General features: G+C 59.4%; 15 protein-coding genes and 1 tRNA gene. 5 read left to right on the top strand and 11 right to left on the bottom strand.

The window, feature by feature from the left end; genetic code table 11:
* Nucleotides 1–4: 4 nt before the first annotated feature.
* The 5 genes from AACQ43_RS00315 to AACQ43_RS00295 form a co-directional block, all read right to left on the bottom strand.
* Nucleotides 5–466, bottom strand: a complete 462-nt coding sequence (locus tag AACQ43_RS00315; protein ID WP_168965320.1) for a tripartite tricarboxylate transporter TctB family protein — start codon at nucleotides 464–466, stop codon at nucleotides 5–7.
* A gap of 42 nt (nucleotides 467–508) precedes the next feature.
* On the bottom strand, nucleotides 509–1,474 hold the full coding sequence (locus tag AACQ43_RS00310) for a tripartite tricarboxylate transporter substrate binding protein (protein WP_168965318.1): 966 nt from the start codon (nucleotides 1,472–1,474) through the stop codon (nucleotides 509–511).
* 230 nt (nucleotides 1,475–1,704) lie between these two features.
* Nucleotides 1,705–3,237 carry a lytic transglycosylase F gene (locus AACQ43_RS00305; RefSeq protein ID WP_168965316.1) on the bottom strand — a complete coding sequence of 511 codons (1,533 nt, stop codon included), beginning with the start codon at nucleotides 3,235–3,237 and terminating at the stop codon, nucleotides 1,705–1,707.
* 213 nt (nucleotides 3,238–3,450) lie between these two features.
* A complete protein-coding gene (locus AACQ43_RS00300) occupies nucleotides 3,451–5,136 on the bottom strand; it encodes an aspartate:alanine antiporter (protein WP_011706282.1) in 1,686 nt (561 codons plus the stop codon).
* A 775-nt stretch (nucleotides 5,137–5,911) separates the two neighbouring features.
* Nucleotides 5,912–5,987, bottom strand: a tRNA-Asn gene (locus AACQ43_RS00295).
* Between the two features lie 135 nt (nucleotides 5,988–6,122).
* Here AACQ43_RS00295 and uvrB point away from each other — a divergent pair.
* The 3 genes from uvrB (at nucleotide 6,123) to AACQ43_RS00280 (ending at nucleotide 9,234) form a co-directional block, all read left to right on the top strand.
* Nucleotides 6,123–8,135 carry an excinuclease ABC subunit UvrB gene (uvrB, locus tag AACQ43_RS00290; protein WP_029303152.1) on the top strand — a complete coding sequence of 671 codons (2,013 nt, stop codon included), beginning with the start codon at nucleotides 6,123–6,125 and terminating at the stop codon, nucleotides 8,133–8,135.
* Entirely contained in the window at nucleotides 8,132–8,401 is a 270-nt protein-coding gene (locus AACQ43_RS00285; protein ID WP_168965314.1) for a YkvA family protein, read from the top strand. Before uvrB ends, AACQ43_RS00285 begins: the two co-directional genes overlap by 4 nt.
* Before the next feature lie 179 nt (nucleotides 8,402–8,580).
* Nucleotides 8,581–9,234 carry a DedA family protein gene (locus tag AACQ43_RS00280; RefSeq protein WP_011706279.1) on the top strand — a complete coding sequence of 218 codons (654 nt, stop codon included), beginning with the start codon at nucleotides 8,581–8,583 and terminating at the stop codon, nucleotides 9,232–9,234.
* Nucleotides 9,235–9,322: 88 nt separating this feature from the next.
* Here AACQ43_RS00280 and dsbB read toward each other — a convergent pair whose 3' ends face one another.
* Together dsbB and nhaB are read right to left on the bottom strand one after the other, a co-directional pair.
* Nucleotides 9,323–9,844, bottom strand: a complete 522-nt coding sequence (dsbB, locus tag AACQ43_RS00275) for a disulfide bond formation protein DsbB (protein WP_016350563.1) — start codon at nucleotides 9,842–9,844, stop codon at nucleotides 9,323–9,325.
* An 85-nt stretch (nucleotides 9,845–9,929) separates the two neighbouring features.
* Nucleotides 9,930–11,510, bottom strand: coding sequence for a Na(+)/H(+) antiporter NhaB (gene nhaB, locus AACQ43_RS00270; RefSeq protein ID WP_168965312.1), 1,581 nt, complete (start codon nucleotides 11,508–11,510; stop codon nucleotides 9,930–9,932).
* A gap of 333 nt (nucleotides 11,511–11,843) precedes the next feature.
* Between nhaB and fadR the strand changes: the two genes are divergently transcribed.
* Nucleotides 11,844–12,557 carry a fatty acid metabolism transcriptional regulator FadR gene (fadR, locus tag AACQ43_RS00265; RefSeq protein WP_016350565.1) on the top strand — a complete coding sequence of 238 codons (714 nt, stop codon included), beginning with the start codon at nucleotides 11,844–11,846 and terminating at the stop codon, nucleotides 12,555–12,557.
* Between the two features lie 64 nt (nucleotides 12,558–12,621).
* Here the strand turns inward: fadR and AACQ43_RS00260 are convergent, their stop codons facing one another.
* From AACQ43_RS00260 to AACQ43_RS00245, 4 genes are all read right to left on the bottom strand, one after another.
* A complete protein-coding gene (locus tag AACQ43_RS00260; RefSeq protein WP_076360867.1) occupies nucleotides 12,622–14,139 on the bottom strand; it encodes a SpoVR family protein in 1,518 nt (505 codons plus the stop codon).
* A 10-nt stretch (nucleotides 14,140–14,149) separates the two neighbouring features.
* A complete protein-coding gene (locus AACQ43_RS00255) occupies nucleotides 14,150–15,421 on the bottom strand; it encodes a YeaH/YhbH family protein (RefSeq protein ID WP_076360866.1) in 1,272 nt (423 codons plus the stop codon).
* A 23-nt stretch (nucleotides 15,422–15,444) separates the two neighbouring features.
* Entirely contained in the window at nucleotides 15,445–17,367 is a 1,923-nt protein-coding gene (locus tag AACQ43_RS00250; RefSeq protein WP_011706273.1) for a PrkA family serine protein kinase, read from the bottom strand.
* Between the two features lie 565 nt (nucleotides 17,368–17,932).
* Nucleotides 17,933–19,861 carry a RecQ family ATP-dependent DNA helicase gene (locus tag AACQ43_RS00245; protein WP_168965310.1) on the bottom strand — a complete coding sequence of 643 codons (1,929 nt, stop codon included), beginning with the start codon at nucleotides 19,859–19,861 and terminating at the stop codon, nucleotides 17,933–17,935.
* A 337-nt stretch (nucleotides 19,862–20,198) separates the two neighbouring features.
* Between AACQ43_RS00245 and sstT the strand changes: the two genes are divergently transcribed.
* Nucleotides 20,199–21,449 (top strand): serine/threonine transporter SstT, encoded by a 1,251-nt coding sequence (gene sstT / locus AACQ43_RS00240; protein ID WP_106552688.1) that lies wholly within the window; start codon nucleotides 20,199–20,201, stop codon nucleotides 21,447–21,449.
* Nucleotides 21,450–21,482: the final 33 nt, after the last annotated feature.

Raw genomic sequence — 21,482 nt, 5'->3', positions numbered from 1 at the left:
CTCCTTATCCCAGCAACTGGGTGAACAGCCGGCCCGGCTCGAGGTAGACGTTGAGCCCCTTGGTGAGCAGGGCCCAGAAGATGAGGGTGAACGGCAGGCTCACCTTGCAGGCGAAGGCGCGGCTCTGCTCGCCCATCAGCCGGATCCCGCTGATGAGAAACAGGGTGGTAGCGACCAGAAAGCCGAGCCAGCCAAGGGCCAGGCCGTAGGCCAGCATCAGCAGCAGCAGGGCGAACACCAGCCGCCAGTTGCCGCTCTCCCGTTGCAGCCGCTCGCCGCCCGGAAAGCAGATCAGCAGCAGGGAGAGCAGGGCGCCGGCGCCAGCCAGGGCATAGGGCAGGGTGCTGGCGGTAAAGGGTTCATATTCGTCCCCGGGGTAGCCGGGGATCTGGGTGGCGTGATAGCCGTAGGCGAGGGAGAGCAGCAAAAACAGCAGCCCCCCGAGTCGCTCCTTGGTCAAATGCATGGGATGACTCCGATGGGCGGGTCAGGCCCGCCGACAATGGGATTACTTGATGAAGCCGAGTTCGCGCATCAGGCCGCCGATCTGCTGCTCCTGCTGGATCAGAAAGGCGGTGAACTCGGGGCCGGCCTGATAGAGATTGGTCCAGTTGTTGCGGGCGCGGACCGTCTCCCACTCCGGCTTGTCATACATCTGCTTGAGCAGGGCGGCGAATTCGGCCGACTTGTCGGCGCTGACGGCGGGGGAGGCGAAATAGCCGCGCCAGTTGGCAAAGACAGTGGGGTTGCCCTGCTCGCTGAAGGTGGGCACCTCGCTCGCATCCGGCATCCGGGTCGGGGCCGTCATGCCGAGGATCCGCATCTGGCCCGACTTGACCGCCTCCATCGCCTCGCCAAAGCCGGTGGAGAGCACCTGGGTTTCTCCTGCCAGCACCGCCGCCATGGCGCTGCCACCGGCGTCATAGGCCACGTAGCGTAGCTTGCCGGCATCGGCCCCGGCATTCTTGAAGGTCATGGCCGCCACCAGATGATCCAGACTGCCACGGGCGGAACCGCCGGCAATCTTCACCTTGGCGGGGTTCTTCTGATAGGCGGCCAGCAGTTGGGGCCAGCTCTGATAGGGGGAGTCCAGCGGCACTGCCAGCGCCTGGTAGTCGGCGATGATGGCGGCCACCGGGGTGAGATCCCGGAACGATTGCGGCAGCTCCTTGGAGAGGGATTTGACGATGATGGGGGTGGAGTTGACCATCAGGGTCTTGTCGGACTGGGCCGAGGTCTCGATCAGGTGAGCGATGGCCTTGGCACCGCCACCGGCCGAGATGTTCTGGTAGGAGGCGGTGGTGATGAGGCCGGATTTGGTCAATGCCTCGCCGGTGCCGCGGGCGGTGCTGTCCCAGCCGCCGCCGGCGCCGCCCGGAATGAGGAAGTGGATTTCGTCGATCTTGGCCTGGGCGCCGAGGCTGGCACCCAGCAGGCAGCAGAGCAACGTACGTTTGAGGGTTCCTTGCAACATGGTGTACTCCTTGTGATTGTTGCAGGAAGGTTAATTAATCGTGTTTGGTCAGCAAACAATCTGACCGTAATGGCTATTAAGGCTGTTGTGGCCATTGTGTTCATTCTGGTCACGGCAGGGCGAGGTTGGGCCATGGTGGGGCTGAAGGGGGCCTGGTTCGCATCGTGGCAGCGGCTGAAAAGGCGCGAGGCTCCCCGTCAGACGGGGAGCCTCGCGGATGACGGGTTGGCTTATCCCTGTGATGCGGACGCGGCGGAGACCTGGTCGCCACCGGGGCCCTGCTGCTTGATGGCCTCGGTCGCCTGCTGCCTGCGCTGCAACTGCTCCATCACCAGCTTGTAGGCGATGTAGTACTTGTAGATGTTGCCGACGTAGGTGACGGTTTCGGGCCCAATCTTCTCCGCCGCCACGTACTCGACGTTGTGAAACCAGACGTTGGGATCCAGCCCCCGTTTCTTGGCCTCGGTGCGCAGTCGTGCCACCCGGGCGGGGCCGGCGTTGTAGGAAGCAAACGAGAAGAGTGCCTTGTCGAGGGCTGTCATGGGCTCGTCTGCATAGTAGTGGTCGATCATCCAGCGCATGTATTTGACGCCGCCGTGGATGTTGGGCTCGAGCTGGCGGATGTCGCCCACTTTGAGCCCCTTGCCGGTGGCGGGCATGATCTGCATGATGCCGATGGCGCCGACGTGGCTGCGCGCCTTGTGATTGAGGGCCGACTCCTGATAGCCCTGGGCCGCCATCAGCAGCCAGTCCACCTCGTATTTCTCGCCATATTCGCGAAACAGATCCACCACCTGCAGAAACTTCTGGCGCTCGGCATCGGCGGCGGCGCTCTTGACGAACTTGTTCTGCTTGAGATAGCGGGCCAGGATGGCGTCGCTGCTGTGTTTGCCGCGCAGGGCGGCTATCTGTTCATTGAGCATGGCCAGCAGCTGTGGGCTCTCCTTGCGCACCGCCCAGGCGATGACCCCCCCTTGCCGGAACACTGGCTGCTCATGGATGCGGATGGCGGGGAAGATCTTCTGCCAGAACCGGGCCTTGTGTTCGTCTATGACGATGAAGGGCAGCAGGCCGGCATTGACCATCTCCACCAGATCTTCATCCTCCAGCGCCTCCGGGGCCGGCTGGATGTCGACAAGCGGCTCTCCCGCCGCCTTGCGGGCCTGGTTGTAGGCCGTGAGGCTCTCGAAGTAGCTGGAGGAGGGGCGCACATAGACCCGTTGGCCGGCCAGATCGGTGGCGCTCTCCACCTTGGGGGAGGCCGGCCCCGAGATGAGCAACTCCCGCACGTTCTCCAGCAGAGGGTCGGTAAAGAGCACCCCCTGCAATTTGCGCCGCTCGGTGATGGTGAGGTTGGCGGCGGCGATGTCGCCCTTGCCCGCGATGAGGGCTTCCAGCAGGGCCTCGCGCGCTACCGGAATGAAGACCATGTGCAGCTTGAGATGGCGCTTGAGGCTCTTTTGCTTGCGCAACTGCTCGTTGAGCCGCTTCTCCACCTCGATGAAGGCGTCGTAGGTGACGCCCCGCTGCACCCCCTTGTAGATGAAATAGCCGGTCTTGTTGTAGGTGGTGAGCACCCGGATGGTGCGCCGTGCCAGCATGGCATCGAGATCGCCAAGCAGGGGCTGGGCCAGCTGGTCGCTGCTGAAGGCCAGGGCGGCCGGCTCGGAGTCAGCCGCCTCTGCGGGGGAGGTTTGCGCTGCAGTGGCGGCCTGCAGTGGGCCGCACAGCAGCCAGCCCAGAAGGATCCATAACTGTATCATGACGATGCCCTCGTGTGTTTCATTGAGTGTAAGCGGTATGGGGCGGGCGCTTTAGCTCATTGGGTTTGGTCGGTGAGGGGCACACAGCACGATAGGCCCTATCCGGCGGGGGCGAGGCGATGGGGCTTAGGCGAAAAGGAGAGAGGCATGAACGAAAAGGGGAGCCATAACGGCTCCCCTTGAGTTGGTGTACTTGGTGCTAGACCGTCGGCGCTAGAACCAGAAGCCGATGATGAAGGAGCCCGCTAGGGTCAGCATGACGTTGGCCACCGCATAGGTGCCGGCATAGCCGAGCGCCGGGATGGAGCTGTTGGCCGCCTCGTTCACCACGTCCATGGCTGGGGCGCAGGTGCGGGCCCCCGTGATGGCGCCGAGCAGCAGGGCCGGGTTCATCTTTAACACCCAGACCCCGAACAGGTAACCCACCAGCACCGGCAGGGTGGTCACCAGCATGCCGGAGAAGAGCACCACGGCACCGACCTGGCTCAGGTGATCCAGAATGCCGCCGCCGGCTTTGAGGCCGGTGCTCACCATGAACACCGCCAGGCCGAGATCCTTGGCCAGGCGCAGGGCGCCCGGCGGCACGTAGCCGACCGTGGGGTGGTTGGCGCGCAGGTAGCCCATCAGGATCCCCGCTAGCAGCAGGCCGACGGCGTTGCCCAGCCCGAACTCCAGCTGGCCGAACACCAGGGAGACGGAGCCTATCAGCAGCCCCAGCACGAAGAAGGTGGTGAAGGCCACCAGATCCGTGGTCTGGCTGTGGATGCTGATGAAGCCGATCTTGTTGGCCAGCAGCTTGACTCGCTGCTTCTCGCCGCTGATCTGCAGTACGTCGCCCTTTTGCAGCATGATGTTGCGATCGAACGGCATCTCTATCTGGGAGCGCACCACCCGGTTGAGGAAGCAGCCCTTCTCGGTGAGGTTGAGTTCCACCAGATGGCGACCCACCACCGCATCGTTTTTCACCACTATCTCTTCGGTGACGATCTGCAGGTCAAGCAGGTTGCGGTCGAACACCTCCTTGCCGTTGCGGTAGTTGACATCGAGCTTCTCGTGGCTCTCGGGGTAACCCACCAGGGCGATCTCGTCCCCTTCCTGAATGACGGCGTCGCCATCCGGGCTCGCCAGAATGCCGTTGCGGCGGATCCGCTCCACGTAGCAGCCGGTGTGGGGGTAGATGCCGGTCTCGCGCAGGGTGCGGCCGCCGATCCAGGCCGCCAGCTCTGGGCCGACCCGGTAGGCACGGATGATGGGCAGGTAGGTCTTGCGGCTCTCGTTGTCGGAGAGGCCGCGCTCGCGGGCGATCTTCTGCGCCTCGGTGTTGAGGTCGAGCCGTGCCAGCGAAGGCAGGTAGCGCACCACCAGCATCAGGCCGACCAGCCCCACCAGATAGGTCAACGCATAGCCGATACCCATGTTGTCGAGCACCGACTGCATGTCGGTCTGATGGGGCAGGTTGAGCAGGCCGCTGCGCAGGGCATCCTGCGCGCCCACCAGCGCCGGGGTCGAGGTGAGCGAGCCGGCCAGGATGCCGGCCGCCATGCCCGGCCCCAGGTTGAAGAACTTGGCCAGCCCCACGGTGAGGAAGAGGGCGGTCAGCAGGATCACCAGGGTGAGAGTGATGTAGTGGATGCCGTCACGCAGGAAGACGCTGAAGAAGTGCGGCCCCGCTTCTATCCCCACGCAGAAGATGAACAGCATGAAGCCGACATTCTCCGTGGTGGCGGTGAATTCAAAACCCATCTGGCCGAACAGCAGGGCGGTAAACAGCACGCCGATGGTGTTGCCGATCTGGAAGTTGCCGAACCTGACTTTACCGAGCAGCAGGCCAAAGGCCAGTACCACGAACAGCAGCAGGGAGTCGCTTTGATGTAGCAGTGTCACAAAATCTATGGTCATGCCCGGAAAAACCGAGGAAAAAAGTGGGGCCGATATTGTGCCGGATCCCTCACCAATAAAGAAGCGTCAAAGGAGGATTAATCGGCACTAACCCGCCACGCTGCCCGCCTGTGTGAGGGAAACTGCGGGGCGGGTCTGGTGATGACCTCTATTTCCCTCTGCCAGCCCCGCTGTCAATTAGTGATTCCTGCTATCTGTGATCCTCGTCTTTCCGCTCTGCTTGAAAATTTATTCTCTGCTGTTTGGCAGGGCTGTTTCCTGGTTTTTCAGCACATCTGACTGAAGGGGGTGGCATGAGTCCGGGAGCTGATCGGTGGGTGTCGAGAGGGAGTGACCCATGTTGTGCGGGATGGCGAAAAGATATCTGCAAAAGGCATCTGTCGGTGGCGATGGCAACCCATTCAAGGGGGTGACCAAAAACAGCAGAAAATCAGGTCGTCAGGGAAAAACATCGCCCGTCGCTGGCAATGGCCTGCCAGCCTAGGCCGTCATTGGCTTTGCTCTACTTACCCACAGAATCTGTGGATAACCCTGTTCATGAAACTTGGTGATCAGGCTGTATCCCGCGCCAATACTGGGTTGCAAGGACTGTTCAAAAAATACCTGAGATAAATTGTTTCTATAAAAATCAAATAGTTAGGCGCAGCAGAACAAAACGCTGCCGGGGCGGATGCGGAATCAAAAGGGAGGCGTCACCGCGGGATGCGGCTTGTGCATTAAAATTGGCAGAGGAAAGCACTAAAGTGGATAACTTGCACCGAGATGGTGAGGAGATTGGCTCCCCCGACTGGACTTGAACCAGTGACATACGGATTAACAGTCCGCCGTTCTACCGACTGAACTACGGGGGAACATCAGGCAAGGAGGAGCATCATACAGAGGTCGTATTTCGAGGTCAATAGCCGCTTCTTCCGGCAGAGTGGATACCCAGCCCACCCCATCTCGGAGTACACTTCTGCTCTTGCGTTTTTTTGCCGGGAGTCGTCATGAGCAAGTTATTCCAGCTGGCCAGCCAGTTTCAACCCGCCGGGGATCAGCCAAGGGCCATCGCCCAGCTGCTCGATGGCATCGAATCCGGCCTTGCCCATCAGACCCTGCTCGGGGTGACCGGCTCGGGCAAGACCTTCACCATGGCCAACGTCATCGCCACCCTCAATCGCCCTACCATGATCCTGGCTCCCAACAAGACCCTGGCGGCCCAGCTCTATGGCGAGATGAAGGAGTTCTTCCCCGACAACTCGGTGGAGTATTTCGTCTCCTACTACGACTACTACCAGCCGGAAGCCTATGTGCCGACCACCGACACCTTCATCGAGAAGGATGCCTCCATCAACGATCACATCGAGCAGATGCGGCTGTCGGCCACCAAGGCACTGCTGGAGCGCCGCGACGTGGTGATCGTCGCCTCGGTGTCGGCCATCTACGGTCTGGGAGACCCGCAAGCCTACCTCAGCATGATGCTGCACCTGAAAGTCGGGGACCTGATCAATCAGCGGGATATCCTGCGCCGCCTCGCGGAGCTGCAGTACACCCGCAACGACATGGCCTTCCAGCGCGGCACCTTCCGGGTGCGGGGGGAGGTGATCGACATCTACCCCGCTGAATCGGACAAGCTGGCCCTGCGGGTGGAGCTGTTTGACGAGGAGGTGGAGCGCCTCTCCCTGTTCGATCCGCTGACCGGCGCCATCGAGCAGACGGTGGTGCGCTACACCATCTATCCCAAGACCCACTATGCCACCCCGCGCGAGACCATTCTGGGGGCCATCGAGCACATCAAGGAGGAGCTCAAGAGCCGCCGTGAGCAGCTGTTGTCGCTGGGCAAGCTGGTGGAGGAGCAGCGCATCAGCCAGCGTACCCAGTTCGACATCGAGATGATGCAGGAGCTGGGCTACTGCTCCGGCATCGAAAACTACAGCCGCTACCTCTCCGGCCGTGCGCCCGGCGAGCCGCCGCCCACCCTGTTTGACTATCTGCCTGGGGATGGCCTGCTCATCATCGACGAATCCCACGTCACGGTGCCGCAGATCGGCGCCATGTTCAAAGGGGACAGATCCCGCAAGGAGACCCTGGTGGAGTACGGCTTCCGGCTCCCCTCGGCGCTCGACAACCGGCCGCTCAAGTTCGACGAGTTCGAGGCGCTGATGCCGCAGACGGTGTTTGTCTCTGCCACCCCTGGCCCCTACGAGCTGGAGAAGTCCGGCGGCGATGTGGTGCAGCAGGTGGTGCGCCCCACCGGTCTGCTCGACCCCGAGATCGAGGTGCGTCCGGTCACCACCCAGGTGGACGACCTGCTCTCCGAGATCCGCAAGCGGGTGGCGGTGGAGGAGCGGGTGCTGGTCACCACCCTCACCAAGCGGATGGCGGAGGATCTGACCGAATACCTGGCGGATCACGAGGTGCGGGTGCGTTATCTGCACTCCGACATCGACACCGTCGAGCGGGTGGAGATCATTCGCGATCTGCGCCTTGGCAAGTTCGACGTGCTGGTGGGGATCAACCTGTTGCGGGAGGGGCTCGATATGCCGGAGGTCTCGTTGGTGGCGATCCTGGATGCAGATAAAGAGGGTTTCCTGCGCTCCACCCGCTCCCTTATCCAGACCATTGGCCGGGCGGCGCGCAACCTCAACGGCAAGGTCATTCTCTACGGGGATACCATCACCAACTCCATGCAGGTGGCGATCGAAGAGACTGAGCGGCGCCGCGCCCTGCAGCACGCCCACAACCAGGAACATGGCATCACCCCGACGGGGCTCAACAAGTCGGTGGGAGATGTGATGGACATGGGAGGCAGTCGCAGTGCAGGCAAGAGCGGGCGGGGCAGCCGCAAGGCCGCCGAGCCACAAGGGGAGTACCATGCTCGTTCCGCCAGCGAGATCAGCAAGGAGATCAAGCGGATGGAAGAGCAGATGTTCCAGCATGCACGGGATCTGGAGTTCGAGCAGGCGGCTGCGCTGCGAGACCAGATCCAGCGGCTGCGCAACGAGTTGATCGAGAGTTGAGTGCCTTGCCGGGTGCCCGACGCTGGCTGATCTGGCGGCGTCTGCGCCGCCTCTATCGGGGTTTGCGTCACCCCGATACCCCCTGGTGGGCCAGGGGGCTGGTGATCCTGGTCCTGCTCTACGGCATCAGCCCGCTGGATCTCATCCCCGATGTGGTGCCATTCGTTGGCTGGCTCGACGATGCGACCCTGCTACTTATTCTGCTGTGGGGTTGGGAGCGTTGCCTGCCGCCGCAGGTGCGCCACGAGCTGGAGGTAAAGCAGTAAGTTACTGTCTCTGGCACCATTTTCCCGCTTGATGAATAAGCCTGGGCGGGCGATGCAGCAGGAAAAACGGTTTCATTTGGCTGAGGGGGTTGCGGGCTTAAAAAGAGGCCGGCCCAGCGATTGTGGGCCGACTGGCATTGGCGTAGACTCCACGCCGTTCACTTTACGAGTATGGAAAAATGGATCTGATCCTCTTTGCAATCGACTTTATTCTGCACGTTGACGTGCACTTGAAAGAGCTGTTTGAAAACTACGGCATCTGGGTTTACGCCATCCTGTTTCTGATCATCTTCTGCGAGACCGGACTGGTGGTGACCCCCTTCCTGCCGGGTGACTCCCTGCTGTTTGCCGCCGGTGCGCTCACCGTGGGTAGCGTGCTGGATGTGCATACCCTGGCCGCCGTGCTGATCATCGCCGCGGTACTCGGCAACGTGGTGAACTACACCATAGGTCACTTCTTCGGCGAGCAGCTGTTCCGCAATCCTGACTCCAAAATCTTCCGGCGGGATTACCTGGACAAGACTCATGCCTTCTACGCCAAGCATGGCGGCAAAACCATCATCATCACCCGCTTCCTGCCCATCGTGCGCACCTTCGCACCCTTCGTGGCGGGCATGGGTGCCATGACCTATCCGCGCTTCCTGGCGTTCAATCTGGTGGGCGGTCTATTGTGGGTCCTTTCATTCGTCTATGCGGGCCACTTCTTCGGCAATCTGCCGGTGGTGCGTCAGAATTTTACCCTGCTCATCTTCGGCATCATCGGCATTTCGCTGCTGCCCATGGTGATCGGCATGGTGAAGGCCAGAATGAATGCCAGCAAGGCGGCTTCCTGAGCACCCTGCCGCCTGGCTGATGAAGCCGAATGACATAAAAAGGAAGGGAGCCAGTGGCTCCCTTCCTTTTTATGTACTGCTATCGGGCTTAGCTGCAGCAGCGTCCCTTGACCAGATTGCCGATGGCCACCACGACGAACACCAGCAGGTAGGCGGCGAAGATGGCCACCAGCCACTGAGGCATGGAGAAGCTCAGGAACTGCCAGGTGACCTCGCTGCAATCGCCATCCGGATAGAACATCCAGGGGATCCACTGATCCAGCGGCGCCCAGCTCGGGAAGTCGACAAAGCCTTCGCAGACGTTGAAGGGGGAGGGATTGACCTGATAATCCACATGCTTGAGCGCCAGTTTCAGGCCCCAGAAGGCACTGGAGCCCCACAGCAGCAGAGCGCTCCAGCGCACGTACCATTTCTGCGGCGCCACCATGCCGAGCAGCCCTGCGGTGAGGACTCCCAGCGTGGCGATCCGCTCATAGACGCACATGACGCAGGGGTGCAGGCCCAGCACATGCTGGAAGAAGAGGGCGCTCAACTCGAGGAACAGGGCAGAGGCTGCAAGCAGACTCCAGGCCAGGCGATGGGCGGCAATACGGCGCAGAAACTCGATCATCTGGTTGATCTCACAGAAAAAACAGTGGCTGAATTAGAGCAGAGCAGGGGCCAAAAGGAAAGGGCCCGCATGGGCCCTTATGGAATCAATGCAGGGCGGGCAGCACCGCCGGCGCGGCGTTGTCGAGTACCAGCCAGCCAGCCTGATAGAACCAGTCGGTGAGCGGCCCGAGCAGCATCTCCACCGAGAAGAAACCCACCAGCCCCAGCACCAGGGTATAGGGCAGCGCCATCCACACCATGCGCCCGTAGGAGAGGCGCAGCAGCGGTGCCAGCGCCGAGGTCAACATGAACAGGAAGGCGGCCTGGCCGTTGGGAGTAGCCACCGACGGCAGGTTGGTCCCGGTGTTGATGGCCACGGCCAGCAGCTCAAACTGTTCGCGGCTGATGGCGTTGTTGAGCAGCGCCGTCTTCACCTCGTTGATGTAGACGGTACCGACGAAGACGTTGTCACTGACCATGGAGAGCAGGCCGTTGGCCAGATAGAAGAGCGCAAGCTGGGCGTCCGGCTCGGCGGCCAGCACCCACTGGATCACCGGCTTGAACAGCTGCTGGTCGATGATGACAGCGACCACGCTGAAGAAGACGGCCAGCAGGGCGGTAAAGGGCAGCGCCTCCTGGAATGCCTTGCCGAGGGAGTGCTCTTCGGTGATGCCGGTGAGCGAGGTGGCCAGCACGATGACCGACAGGCCGATGAGGCCCACCGCGGCCAGGTGCATGGCCAGCCCCAGGATCAGCCAGAGGGCGATTGCTGCTTGCACGATGAGCTTGGCCTTGTCCTGGGGGGTACGTCCGGCCTCTTCATAGCGGTTGTAATCCTCCATGATGCGGCGTACTGCGTCCGGCAGCTTGGCGCCGTAGCCGAACCAGCGGCACTTCTCGACCAGAATGCAGGTGAGCAGGCCGCAGATAAATACCGGCACCGTGACCGGAGACATGCGAATGGCAAACTCGCCGAAGTTCCAGCCCGCCTGTTCGCCGATGATCAGGTTCTGCGGTTCTCCCACCAGAGTGCAGACACCGCCGAGGGCGGTACCGATGGCGGCATGCATCATCAGGCTGCGCAGGAAGGCGCGAAAGTCATCCAGATGTTGGCGATTGAGTTCGTTGACGGCATCATCATCGGTGTGATCGTGCGGGTTGCCGAACTCCTTGCCGGAGGAGACCTTGTGATAGATGGCGTAGAAACCGGTGGCGACGCTGATCACCACGGCGATCACGGTGAGGGCGTCGAGGAAGGCTGACAGGAAGGCGGAGACCAGACAAAATGCCAATGAAAGCAGGGTCTTGGAGTGGATCCGGATCAGCAGCTTGGTAAACACATAGAGCAGCAGCTGCTTCATGAAATAGATGCCGGCCACCATGAAGACCAGCAGCAGCAGTACCTCGATATTGGCCACCAGCTCATGCTTGACCTGCTCGGCTGAGGTCATGCCGATCAACACGGCTTCGATGGCCAGCAGGCCACCGGGTTGCAGCGGATAGCACTTGAGCGCCATGGCCAGCGTGAAGATGAACTCGACGACCAGCAGCCAGCCGGCGATGAAGGGATCGAGGTAGAAGGCGATCGGGTTGATCAGCAGGAATAGAAGAATAGCGGCCTTGTACCACTGGGGCGCATTGCCCAGAAAGTTCCTGGCAAAGGCTTGCCCTAAGCTGATTGGCATAATAATGGGTCTCTGTGTTGTGGTTGGTATCTGCGTCTATGCAGTCAAGACAGGCTCGACCAGAACATCCGGATGTTGTCCCTTATCAGATTGATTCCTCATGATTTTAATCAAAAAGTGCATTAACTATAAATAACATAGTCGGCCTTGCCCACGAGATTGGCCGTTTTATCGTCAATCAATGGGGTTGGCTGACACCCATCGCAGGATTCAATACATATTTTTAACAAAATGACCTGCTTATGTGAGCAGAGGACCGACCTTCTGCTTGCCAGCCCTCCCTGCTTTGCTATTATTCGTGAGCCTTTTTACGTACTACAACAGAGTCACTACATGGTCATAAAAGCGCAGAGCCCTGCAGGGTTTGCCGAGGAATATATCATCGAGTCCATCTGGAACAATCGCTTTCCTCCAGGATCCATCTTGCCGGCCGAGCGTGAGCTGTCCGAGCTGATTGGCGTGACTCGAACCACCTTGCGTGAAGTGCTGCAGCGTCTGGCACGTGATGGCTGGCTCACCATTCAGCATGGCAAACCGACCAAGGTGAACAATTTCTGGGAGACCTCTGGGCTCAACATTCTGGAGACCCTGGCCAGGCTGGATCAGGACAAGGTGCCGGATCTGGTGGCCCAGCTGCTGTCGGCGCGCACCAACATCTGCACCATCTTCATTCGTGGCGCGATCCGCAACAATCCGGAGCAAGCCGCCGAGATCCTGCGCGGTGCCGACGCGGTAGAAAATTCCCCGGAAGCGTATGCCGAGTTTGATTATCGTCTGCACCACCAGCTCTCCTTTGCCTCCGGTAACCCGATTTACGCCTTGATCCTCAACGGCTTCAAGGGGTTGTATAGCCGGGTTGGTCGTTACTATTTCTCCGACAAGCAGGCCCGCGAAGCAGCCGATGCCTACTACAAGACCTTGCTGAATCTGGCCGAGACCAAGAATCACGAGGCCGTGTTCATGACGGTGCGTCAGTACGGCATCGAGTCAGGCAAGTTGTGGACCCGTCTGCGTCAGGACATGCCGAGCAATCTGTGCGATAACTGATCTGATTCTGATGCAAGAAAAACGCGCCGAATGGCGCGTTTTTTTATGGTGGATGGCTGGCTGCTCAAGCCTGTTTCTTCTCCGGGCAACGCCCGATGATATCGGCAGGCAGTTCACCATTATCCTGTTCCAGCACCACATCGAATCCCCACAACTGGTGCAGATGCTTGAGCACCTCGTGACGGGAGTCACCCAGCGGGATCCGGTTGTGCGGTACATAGCGCAGCGTCAGCGAGCGATCGCCTTTCACCGCCACGTTGAATACCTGAATGTTGGGCTCCAGGTTGCTCAGGTTGTATTGGGCTGACAGGGTATTGCGCACCTGGCGGTAACCCTCGTCATTGTGGATGGCGGAGACCTTGAGATAGTTCTTCAGATCGTCGTCATCAATGGCGAACAGCTTCATGTCGCGCATCACCTTGGGGCTGAGGAACTGGCTGATGAAGCTTTCATCCTTGAAGTTCTGCATGGCGAAATGCAGTGTATCGACCCAGTTGCTGCCGGCGTAATCGGGGAACCAGTATCTGTCCTCCTCGGTCGGGTTCTCGCAGATGCGGCGCAGATCGGTAAACATGGCAAAGCCGAGGGCGTAGGGGTTGATCCCCGAGTAGTAGCGGCTGTTGTAGGGGGGCTGGTAGACCACGTTGGTGTGGCTGTGCAGCACCTCAATCATGAAGCGATCGCTGATCTTGCCCTCGTCATAGAGGTGATTGAGGATGGTGTAGTGCCAGAAGGTGGCCCACCCTTCGTTCATCACCTGGGTCTGCTTTTGCGGATAGAAGTACTGACTGATCTTGCGCACGATGCGCACTATCTCGCGCTGCCAGGGCTCCAGCAGAGGGGCATTCTTCTCGATGAAATAGAGAATGTTCTCCTGTGGTTCAGCCGGGTAGCGTCTGTCTTCCACCCCGGAGGCTTTGTGCTGCTTGGGCAGGGTTCGCCACAGCTCGTTGACCTGGGTTTGCAGATAGTCTTCCCGTGCCTTCTGGCGGCGCTTCTCTTCGGCCAGCGAGATCTTCTGGGGCCGCTTGTAGCGATCGACCCCGAAGTTCATCAAGGCATGGCAGGAATCGAGCAGCTTTTCCACCGCATCGATGCCGTGTTTCTCTTCACACTCGGTGATGTAGTTCTTGGCAAACAGCAGATAGTCGATGATGGAGGAGGCATCGGTCCAGGTCTTGAACAGATAGTTGTTCTTAAAGAAGGAGTTGTGGCCGTAACAGGCGTGGGCCATCACCAGTGCCTGCATCGGCATGGTGTTCTCCTCCATCAGATAGGCGATGCAGGGATCCGAGTTGATGACGATCTCGTAGGCCAGCCCCATCTGGCCACGTTTGTAGTTGCGCTCGGTGTGAATAAAGCGCTTGCCGAATGACCAGTGCTGATAACCGATGGGCATGCCGACGCTGGAGTAGGCATCCATCATCTGCTCTGCTGTGATTACCTCGATCTGGTTGGGGTAGGTATCCAGTCGATAGAACTTGGCGACCCGAGCTATCTCCTGATGGTAAATGTCCAGCAGGTCGAAGTTCCAGTCCGGGCCATCGTCCAGCGGTGCGACTTTTCTTGCGGTTTCTACCATATGACCTCCCTCACGCCGCTTGCTTCTTGAACAGCTCCCGGAATACCGGGTAGATATCCTCTACCTTGCGAATGTGTTCCATCGCGAAGTGGGGGAACTCGCTGGCGACCGATTCATATTCGTGCCACAGCGTCTGGTGGGCACGGGTGGTGATCTCGATATAGGAGTAGTACCGCACTCGCGGCATGATGTCCCGCGCCAGGATCTCCCGGCATTGAGGCGAGTCGTCGGCCCAGTTGTCACCATCGGAGGCTTGCGCCGCATAGATGTTCCACTGATGGGCAGGATAACGCTCGTTGATGATGTCGTTCATCATCTTGAGGGCGCTGGAGACGATGGTGCCACCGGTTTCCTGGGAGTAGAAGAACTCGTGCTCGTCCACCTCCTTGGCCTGGGTATGGTGGCGGATATAGACCACCTCGACGTTTTTGTAGGTCCGGCTCAGGAACAGATAGAGCAGGATGTAGAAGCGCTTGGCCATCTCCTTGGTGGCCTGATCCATGGAGCCCGACACGTCCATCAGGCAGAACATCACCGCCTGGCTGGAGGGGACGGGACGCTTGACGAAGTTGTTGAATTTGAGATCGAAGGTGTCGATGAAAGGGACCGCGTCGATCCGTCTTTTCAGCTCCCTGATCTCCTTCTCGAGCTGGGCTATTTCGGCAAAATGTTCGTTGGGTGCTGCCGCCAGCAGGGCCAGCCTATCTTCCAGTTCATGCAGCTGGCGTTTCTTGCCGGCCTGCAGCGCCATCCGACGGGCCAGCGAATTTTGCAGCGAACGCACCACGTTGATGTTGGCGGGCACCCCGTTGGAGGTGTAGCCCGCCCGGTAGGTTTTGACTTCCATCAGCTGGTTGAGCTGGGTCTTCTGCAGCCGCGGCAGCTCGAGATCTTCAAACAGCAGATCGAGGTACTCATCCTTGGAGATCTGGAATACGAAGTCGTCCGCCCCTTCTCCCTGGTTGGAAGCCTGCCCTTCACCAGAGCCCTGACCGCCACCTCCTCCCTTGGGGCGGTCAATCTTGTCACCGGAGACGAACTGGTCATTGCCGGGATGCACCATCTCCCGTTTGCCGCCTTGCCCCTGATGGAAATGGGGCTCGCCGATATCCTTGGTCGGGATGCTGATGCTCTCGCCTGTGTCTACGTCCTGAATGCTGCGCTTGGAGACAGCATCAGAGACCGCTTGTTTGATCTGCTTCTTGTAACGGCGGATGAAGCGCTGCCGATTGACAGCGCTTTTGTTTTTGCCGTTGAGCCTGCGGTCGATAAAATGCGCCATAACTCCCCCTTGAACAGTCAGGGTCAGGATGACTTGCGTACCCTGAGATACCACTCGGAGAGCAGTCGCACCTGTTTGCGGGTGTAGCCTTTCTCCATCATCCGTTCGACAAAGTTATCGTGCTTCTTCTGCTCCTCGGCTGAGGTTTTGCTGTTGAAGGAGATAACCGGCAGCAGCTCTTCCGTGTTGGAGAACATTTTCTTCTCGATCACGGTGCGCAGCTTCTCGTAACTGGTCCAGTTGGGGTTACGGCCTGCATTGTTGGCCCGGGCACGCAGCACGAAGTTGACGATTTCGTTGCGGAAATCTTTCGGGTTGCTGATCCCGGCGGGTTTCTCAATCTTCTCCAGCTCGCTGTTGAGCGACGCACGGTCAAACAGCTGGCCGGTTTCGGGGTCACGGTACTCCTGATCCTGGATCCAGAAGTCGGCGTAGGTGACGTAGCGGTCGAAGATGTTCTGACCGTACTCGGAGTAGGACTCGAGGTAGGCGGTCTGGATCTCCTTGCCGATGAACTCCACATAGCGCGGGGTCAGATAGCCCTTGATGAACTCGAGGTAGCGGTCATGCAGCTCTTGCGGGAACTGCTCGCGCTCGATCTGTTGCTCCAGCACATAGAAGAGGTGTACCGGGTTGGCTGCCACTTCCGCGTGGTCGAAGTTGAAGACGCGGGAGAGGATCTTGAACGCAAAGCGGGTAGATAGGCCATTCATCCCTTCATCCACCCCGGCGTAGTCGCGATACTCCTGATAGCTCTTCGCCTTGGGATCCGTGTCTTTGAGGCTCTCACCATCATAGACTCGCATCTTGGAGTAGAGGCTGGAGTTTTCCGGCTCCTTGAGACGCGACAGCACGGAGAACTGGCCCAGCAGTTCAAGGGTGCCCGGGGCGCACTTGGCATCGGTCAGCTCGCTGTTGACCAGCAGCTTCTCGTAGATCTTCACCTCTTCCGACACGCGCAGGCAGTAAGGCACCTTGACGATGTAGACTCGGTCGAGGAAAGCCTCGTTGTTCTTGTTGTTGCGGAACTGCTGCCACTCGGATTCGTTGGAGTGGGCCAGCAGGATGCCGTCGAAGGGGAGAGCAGAGAGCCCCTCGGTCCCGTTGTAGTTGCCCTCCTGGGTGGCGGTCAGCAGCGGATGCAGCACCTTGATGGGCGCCTTGAACATCTCGACGAACTCCATGATCCCCTGGTTGGCCTTGCACAGCGCGCCCGAGTAGGAGTAAGCGTCGGCATCATCCTGGGCAAAGTGCTCCAGCATGCGGATATCCACCTTGCCGACCAGCGAGGAGATGTCCTGGTTGTTGTCATCGCCCGGTTCGGTCTTGGCGATGGCGATCTGGTCGAGGATGGAGGGATTGACCTTCTCCACCTTGAACTTGGTGATGTCGCCACCAAACTCGTGCAGTCGTTTGGCGACCCAGGGAGACATGATGGGGCGCAGATAGCGGCGCGGGATGCCGTACTCCTTCTCCAGAATTTCGCCATCTTCTTCGATATCGAACAGGCAGAAGGGGTGGTCGTTGACCGGTGACCCCTTGATGCGATAGACAGGCACCTTCTGCATCAGGGATTTGAGCTTCTCTGCCAGCGAGGATTTACCACCGCCAACCGGCCCGAGCAGATAGAGGATCTGCTTCTTCTCTTCCAGGCCCTGAGCTGAGTGTTTGAGATAGGAGACAATCTGTTCGATGGCCTCTTCCATGCCGTAGAAATCTTTGAAGGCGGGATAGCGTGCCACGACGCGGTTGGAGAAAAGGCGACTGAGTCTGGGATTGACCGAGGTGTCGATCATTTCCGGTTCGCCGATGGCGACCAGCAAACGCTCGGCGGCGGAGGCGTAGCAGGATTTGTCCTGCTTACACATATCCAGAAATTCCTGGATGGTGTATTCCTCTTCCCTGGCTTTCTCATATCGCTGTTGATAATGCTCGAAGATGCCCATAACTTTGCCCTCGTTATAGTCGCTTACCCTGAAAAGAGTGGATCACTACTTTTGTTCTGTTTACCTCATTAAGCCTAGTCAACAGCCCCCAGTAATCCATCACCAACTATTGGTTTAAATTTGCAAGGGTACTTCCCGACCCAATGCGGGAAGGCGCAATCAGTGACACACCTATGTTACTGACTGTTAAATTATTTTTGCCACGATAGTGAGGTAAATGTCAAAGACATAAAAAATAAATGTTTGCCAGAAAATGGAAATGGCATCGCGTTTATCTGGGTGACTGGCTGCAGCACAGACGGGGCAAGGGGCAGGGCGTAGTCTGGAAGAATGGGCGTTACGTTTACGTGCGCGGAAAGCGTTTTGTTTGGTGTTTTAGCTCTAATTTTTACATTGACGCTACATTGTGACTGCTCTAGATTGGCCCTGTGTCAGGCAGTCAGCGCTTTAGCAAGAGAGTGGCTGGTTGCTGATACAAAGCTCTGTTTAAGCACGTTTCCGTTGGCTTGACCCTCGCAGATGCGAGGGTCTTATTTTTTTGGGCTCCACCGGATGTTTAGGCCGCTTATTCTTCTTGGCGAGCGGCATAAATGTGGGATACGGCTGCCAGCACATCGGCAAAGGGGTGGGATGCCAGCTGGCCGAATCCAGCCAGGCTTCTGGCCTTGAGCCGGGTGGTGAGCGGGGTGGTGATGCCGCACAGGAAACGCGTCAGGATGCGGGGATCCCGGCTATGACACAGGGCTACCAGTGGATCGCACCAGGCTCTGAGCCCCTGTTCATTGGGAAGTGTCCGGCTGGGTAAGGAGGGAAGCTGTGCCACCTCTCCCCGACAGACCGAGCAGTGCCCGCAATGGGTGGGCGCGGCCTGATCGGCAAAGTAGCCGGCCAGCTCATGGCTCAGGCAACTGCTGGAGGTAAAGAAACTCAGCAATGCCTGCAGACGCGCCAGCTCGCTTTGCTCTTTCTTTTCAAACAGTTCGTGCAGCTGATCGGCCAGCAGTGCTATGTCCAGATCTTGTTGCAGTACCCGATAAACCTCGGTCATCTGCTTGCTTTCCAGCTCGATCCAGCCTTGCTGCTGCAAATAATCCAGCGCGGCAGCGGCTCGCGACCGCTCTCCCTGATAGCCCTGCCAGAGCGCCTCGAAGTCCATGGTGCACCAGCTGCGCGCCTGCGGGGCACTGGCGAACACTTGCTCCAGAAACTGGCGTCGCGCCGGATTGAAACGGGCCAGGATATCGGCCTTGTCCAGCACGAACTTGAAGCGGTACTCGGCAAAATAGCTGTAGGCCGGTGTAATGATGCCCGCCATTTCCAGGTAGACCAACAGGGTCTTGAGCGGCAGCTGGCGGATATTGGTTTCGTTGGAGAGGCGCAGCAAGCCAAATTCCCACTCACTGCCGGTTTGCTGCAGGATCTCGAGCAAGGTGACAATGGCCGCTCTGTCCGGGGTGTCGCCATAGACGAAGTTTTCCAGCACCGGCAACTGGCTGCGATTGGCCAGTACCATGCAGCGGGAAGGCAGACCATCCCGGCCGGCGCGGCCTATCTCCTGACTGTAGTTTTCGATGGATTTGGGCAGATCGTAATGGATCACCCGGCGAATGTCGGCCTTGTCGATCCCCATGCCGAAGGCAATGGTCGCCACGATGCAGTCCAGTTTGCCGGCCATGAAGTCGTGCTGGATCTGGCTGCGCAGGGTGGCATCGAGCCCGGCGTGATAGGCGCGTGCCCTGATCCCGGCTTGCTGCAAGCGGGCGGCGCACTGCTCTGCGGTGTGCTGCAGGGTGACATAGATGATGGTCGGTGCGGCGGGGTCACGAGTCAGCTCGGCATGCAGCCAGCCATCGCGAGCCTCGTCAGGCAGCGGTACCACGGCCAAGTCCAGGTTGGCTCGATAAAAGCCGGTGACGATGAGTCCTTCATCCTCGATCTCGAATTTGGCCTGCATGTCGGCCATGACCGCCGGGGTGGCGGTGGCCGTCAGCAGCAATACCTGCGGGATCTGCAATTCACGGCGGTAATCCGGCAGCTTGAGATAGTCGGGGCGAAAGTTGTGGCCCCACTCCGAAATGCAATGGGCTTCGTCCACCACCAGCATCGACAGCGGTACCTGCTGGATGAAGCGGCGAAAGCGCTCGTTCTTGAGCCGCTCTACCGAAATCATCAGGATCTTGAGCTGGCCATCGCTGGCCTGCTGCATTACCCGGCGGCTCTCCTCCGGCGTCAGGCTCGAGTCGAGGGTGGCGGCGGCGATCCCCTTGCTGCGAAGGAAGGCGAGCTGATCGTGCATCAGCGCGATCAGCGGCGAAATCACCAGGGTCAGATGGGGCAGGGCAAGCGCTGGCAACTGATAACAGAGGGACTTGCCGGAGCCGGTGGGGAAGATGGCGGCGGCACTCTGGCCGGCCAGTAATCGGCTGATCACCGCCTCCTGTCCCGGTCTTAACCGATCGAAGCCGAAGTGACGGGTCAACAGGGATGAGATCATGGCAGGGCTCCAGCGCAAAAACCGTCATGATACCACCGCCGGGGAGTGTCTGGATGGCCAAGCGAGGGAAAACGGCATCCATTTGAATGCTGTTGATATTGTGTTATCGCATTGTTGTGGTTTTTTTGTGAGGTAAACCGGATATTTTTCAGTGATTATATGGAAAAAAGCGGTTGCAGATGGGATATTCCTTGTCCGCAACCCCGTGTGTTACCGGACAGGCTCAACAGAAAGCTTGCCGGGACAGATGACGCCAGCCGTGACATGGGTGTCGCCTGGCGTAGCGGTTGCCAACAGGACTAATGATTCACGCACTTCGGTGCTCAGGGACTATTTGATGACACAACAACACCCCCTCGTAAGACTGGTCAACAGTACCAGCCTGGTTAGCCAGATCCTGGTCGGTCTGGTCTTCGGTATCCTCCTTGCCATGTTCATGCCGGAATGGGCCAAAACAGCGGGTCTGCTCGGCAGCCTGTTCGTCGGCGCTCTGAAGGCGGTCGCTCCGCTGCTGGTCTTTGTACTGGTCATGGCAGCGATCATCGGCCACAAGCAGGGCCAGAAGACCAACATGAAACCGATCCTGCTGCTCTATCTGCTGGGTACCTTCCTGGCTGCTGCGGTCGCCGTCGTGGCCAGCTTCCTGTTCCCCTCCAACCTGCATCTGGTGGCCAACAGTGCCGAGATCACCCCGCCGGGCGGCATCACCGAGGTACTGCAGACCCTGCTGTTCAACGTGGTGACCAACCCGGTCAAGGCGCTGCTGGATGCCAACTACATCGGCATTCTGGCCTGGGCCATCGGCCTTGGCATCGCCATGCGCCACGCCAGCGAGGGGACCAAGGCGGTGATCACCGACCTGTCCCACGGCGTCTCCACCATCGTGAAAGCAGTGATCCGCTGCGCGCCGCTCGGCATTCTGGGCCTGGTTGCCTCCACCCTGGCGGAAACAGGCTTTGACGCCCTGTTCGGCTATGCCCACCTGCTGATGGTACTGATCGGTTGCATGCTGTTCATTGCCTTCGTGGTCAACCCGCTGATTGTGTTCTGGAAGATCAAGCGCAACCCCTATCCGCTGGTGCTGACCTGCCTGAAAGAGAGCGGCGTGACCGCCTTCTTTACCCGCAGCTCCGCCGCCAACATTCCGGTCAACATGACTCTGTGTGAAAAACTGCGTCTGCCGGAAGACACCTATGCGGTCTCCATCCCGCTGGGTGCCACCATCAACATGGCCGGTGCCGCCATCACCATCACAGTGCTCTCCATGGCGGCGGTACACACCCTGGGGATGGAAGTGGATCTGGCCACCGCCATTCTGCTCTCCGTGGTTGCCACCATCAGCGCCTGTGGCGCATCCGGCGTGGCCGGCGGTTCTCTGCTGCTGATCCCGCTGGCATGCAGCCTGTTCGGCATCAGCAACGACATCGCCATGCAGGTGGTGGCCGTGGGCTTCATCATTGGGGTACTGCAAGACTCCGCAGAGACGGCTCTCAACAGCTCCACCGACGTGCTGTTCACCGCCGCGGCCTGCATGGCCGAAGATGAAACCCTGTTGGATGCCTCGCCGGTGCCCAACAGCGAAGCCTGATAGTACAGCCTTCACAGCACTGAAAACGCCCTC

The sequence above is a fragment of the Aeromonas sp. DNRA1 genome (genome assembly GCF_963888745.1).
GTDB classification, from domain to species: Bacteria; Pseudomonadota; Gammaproteobacteria; order Enterobacterales; family Aeromonadaceae; genus Aeromonas; species Aeromonas hydrophila.
This window is presented reverse-complemented; position numbering and strand designations above follow the sequence as displayed.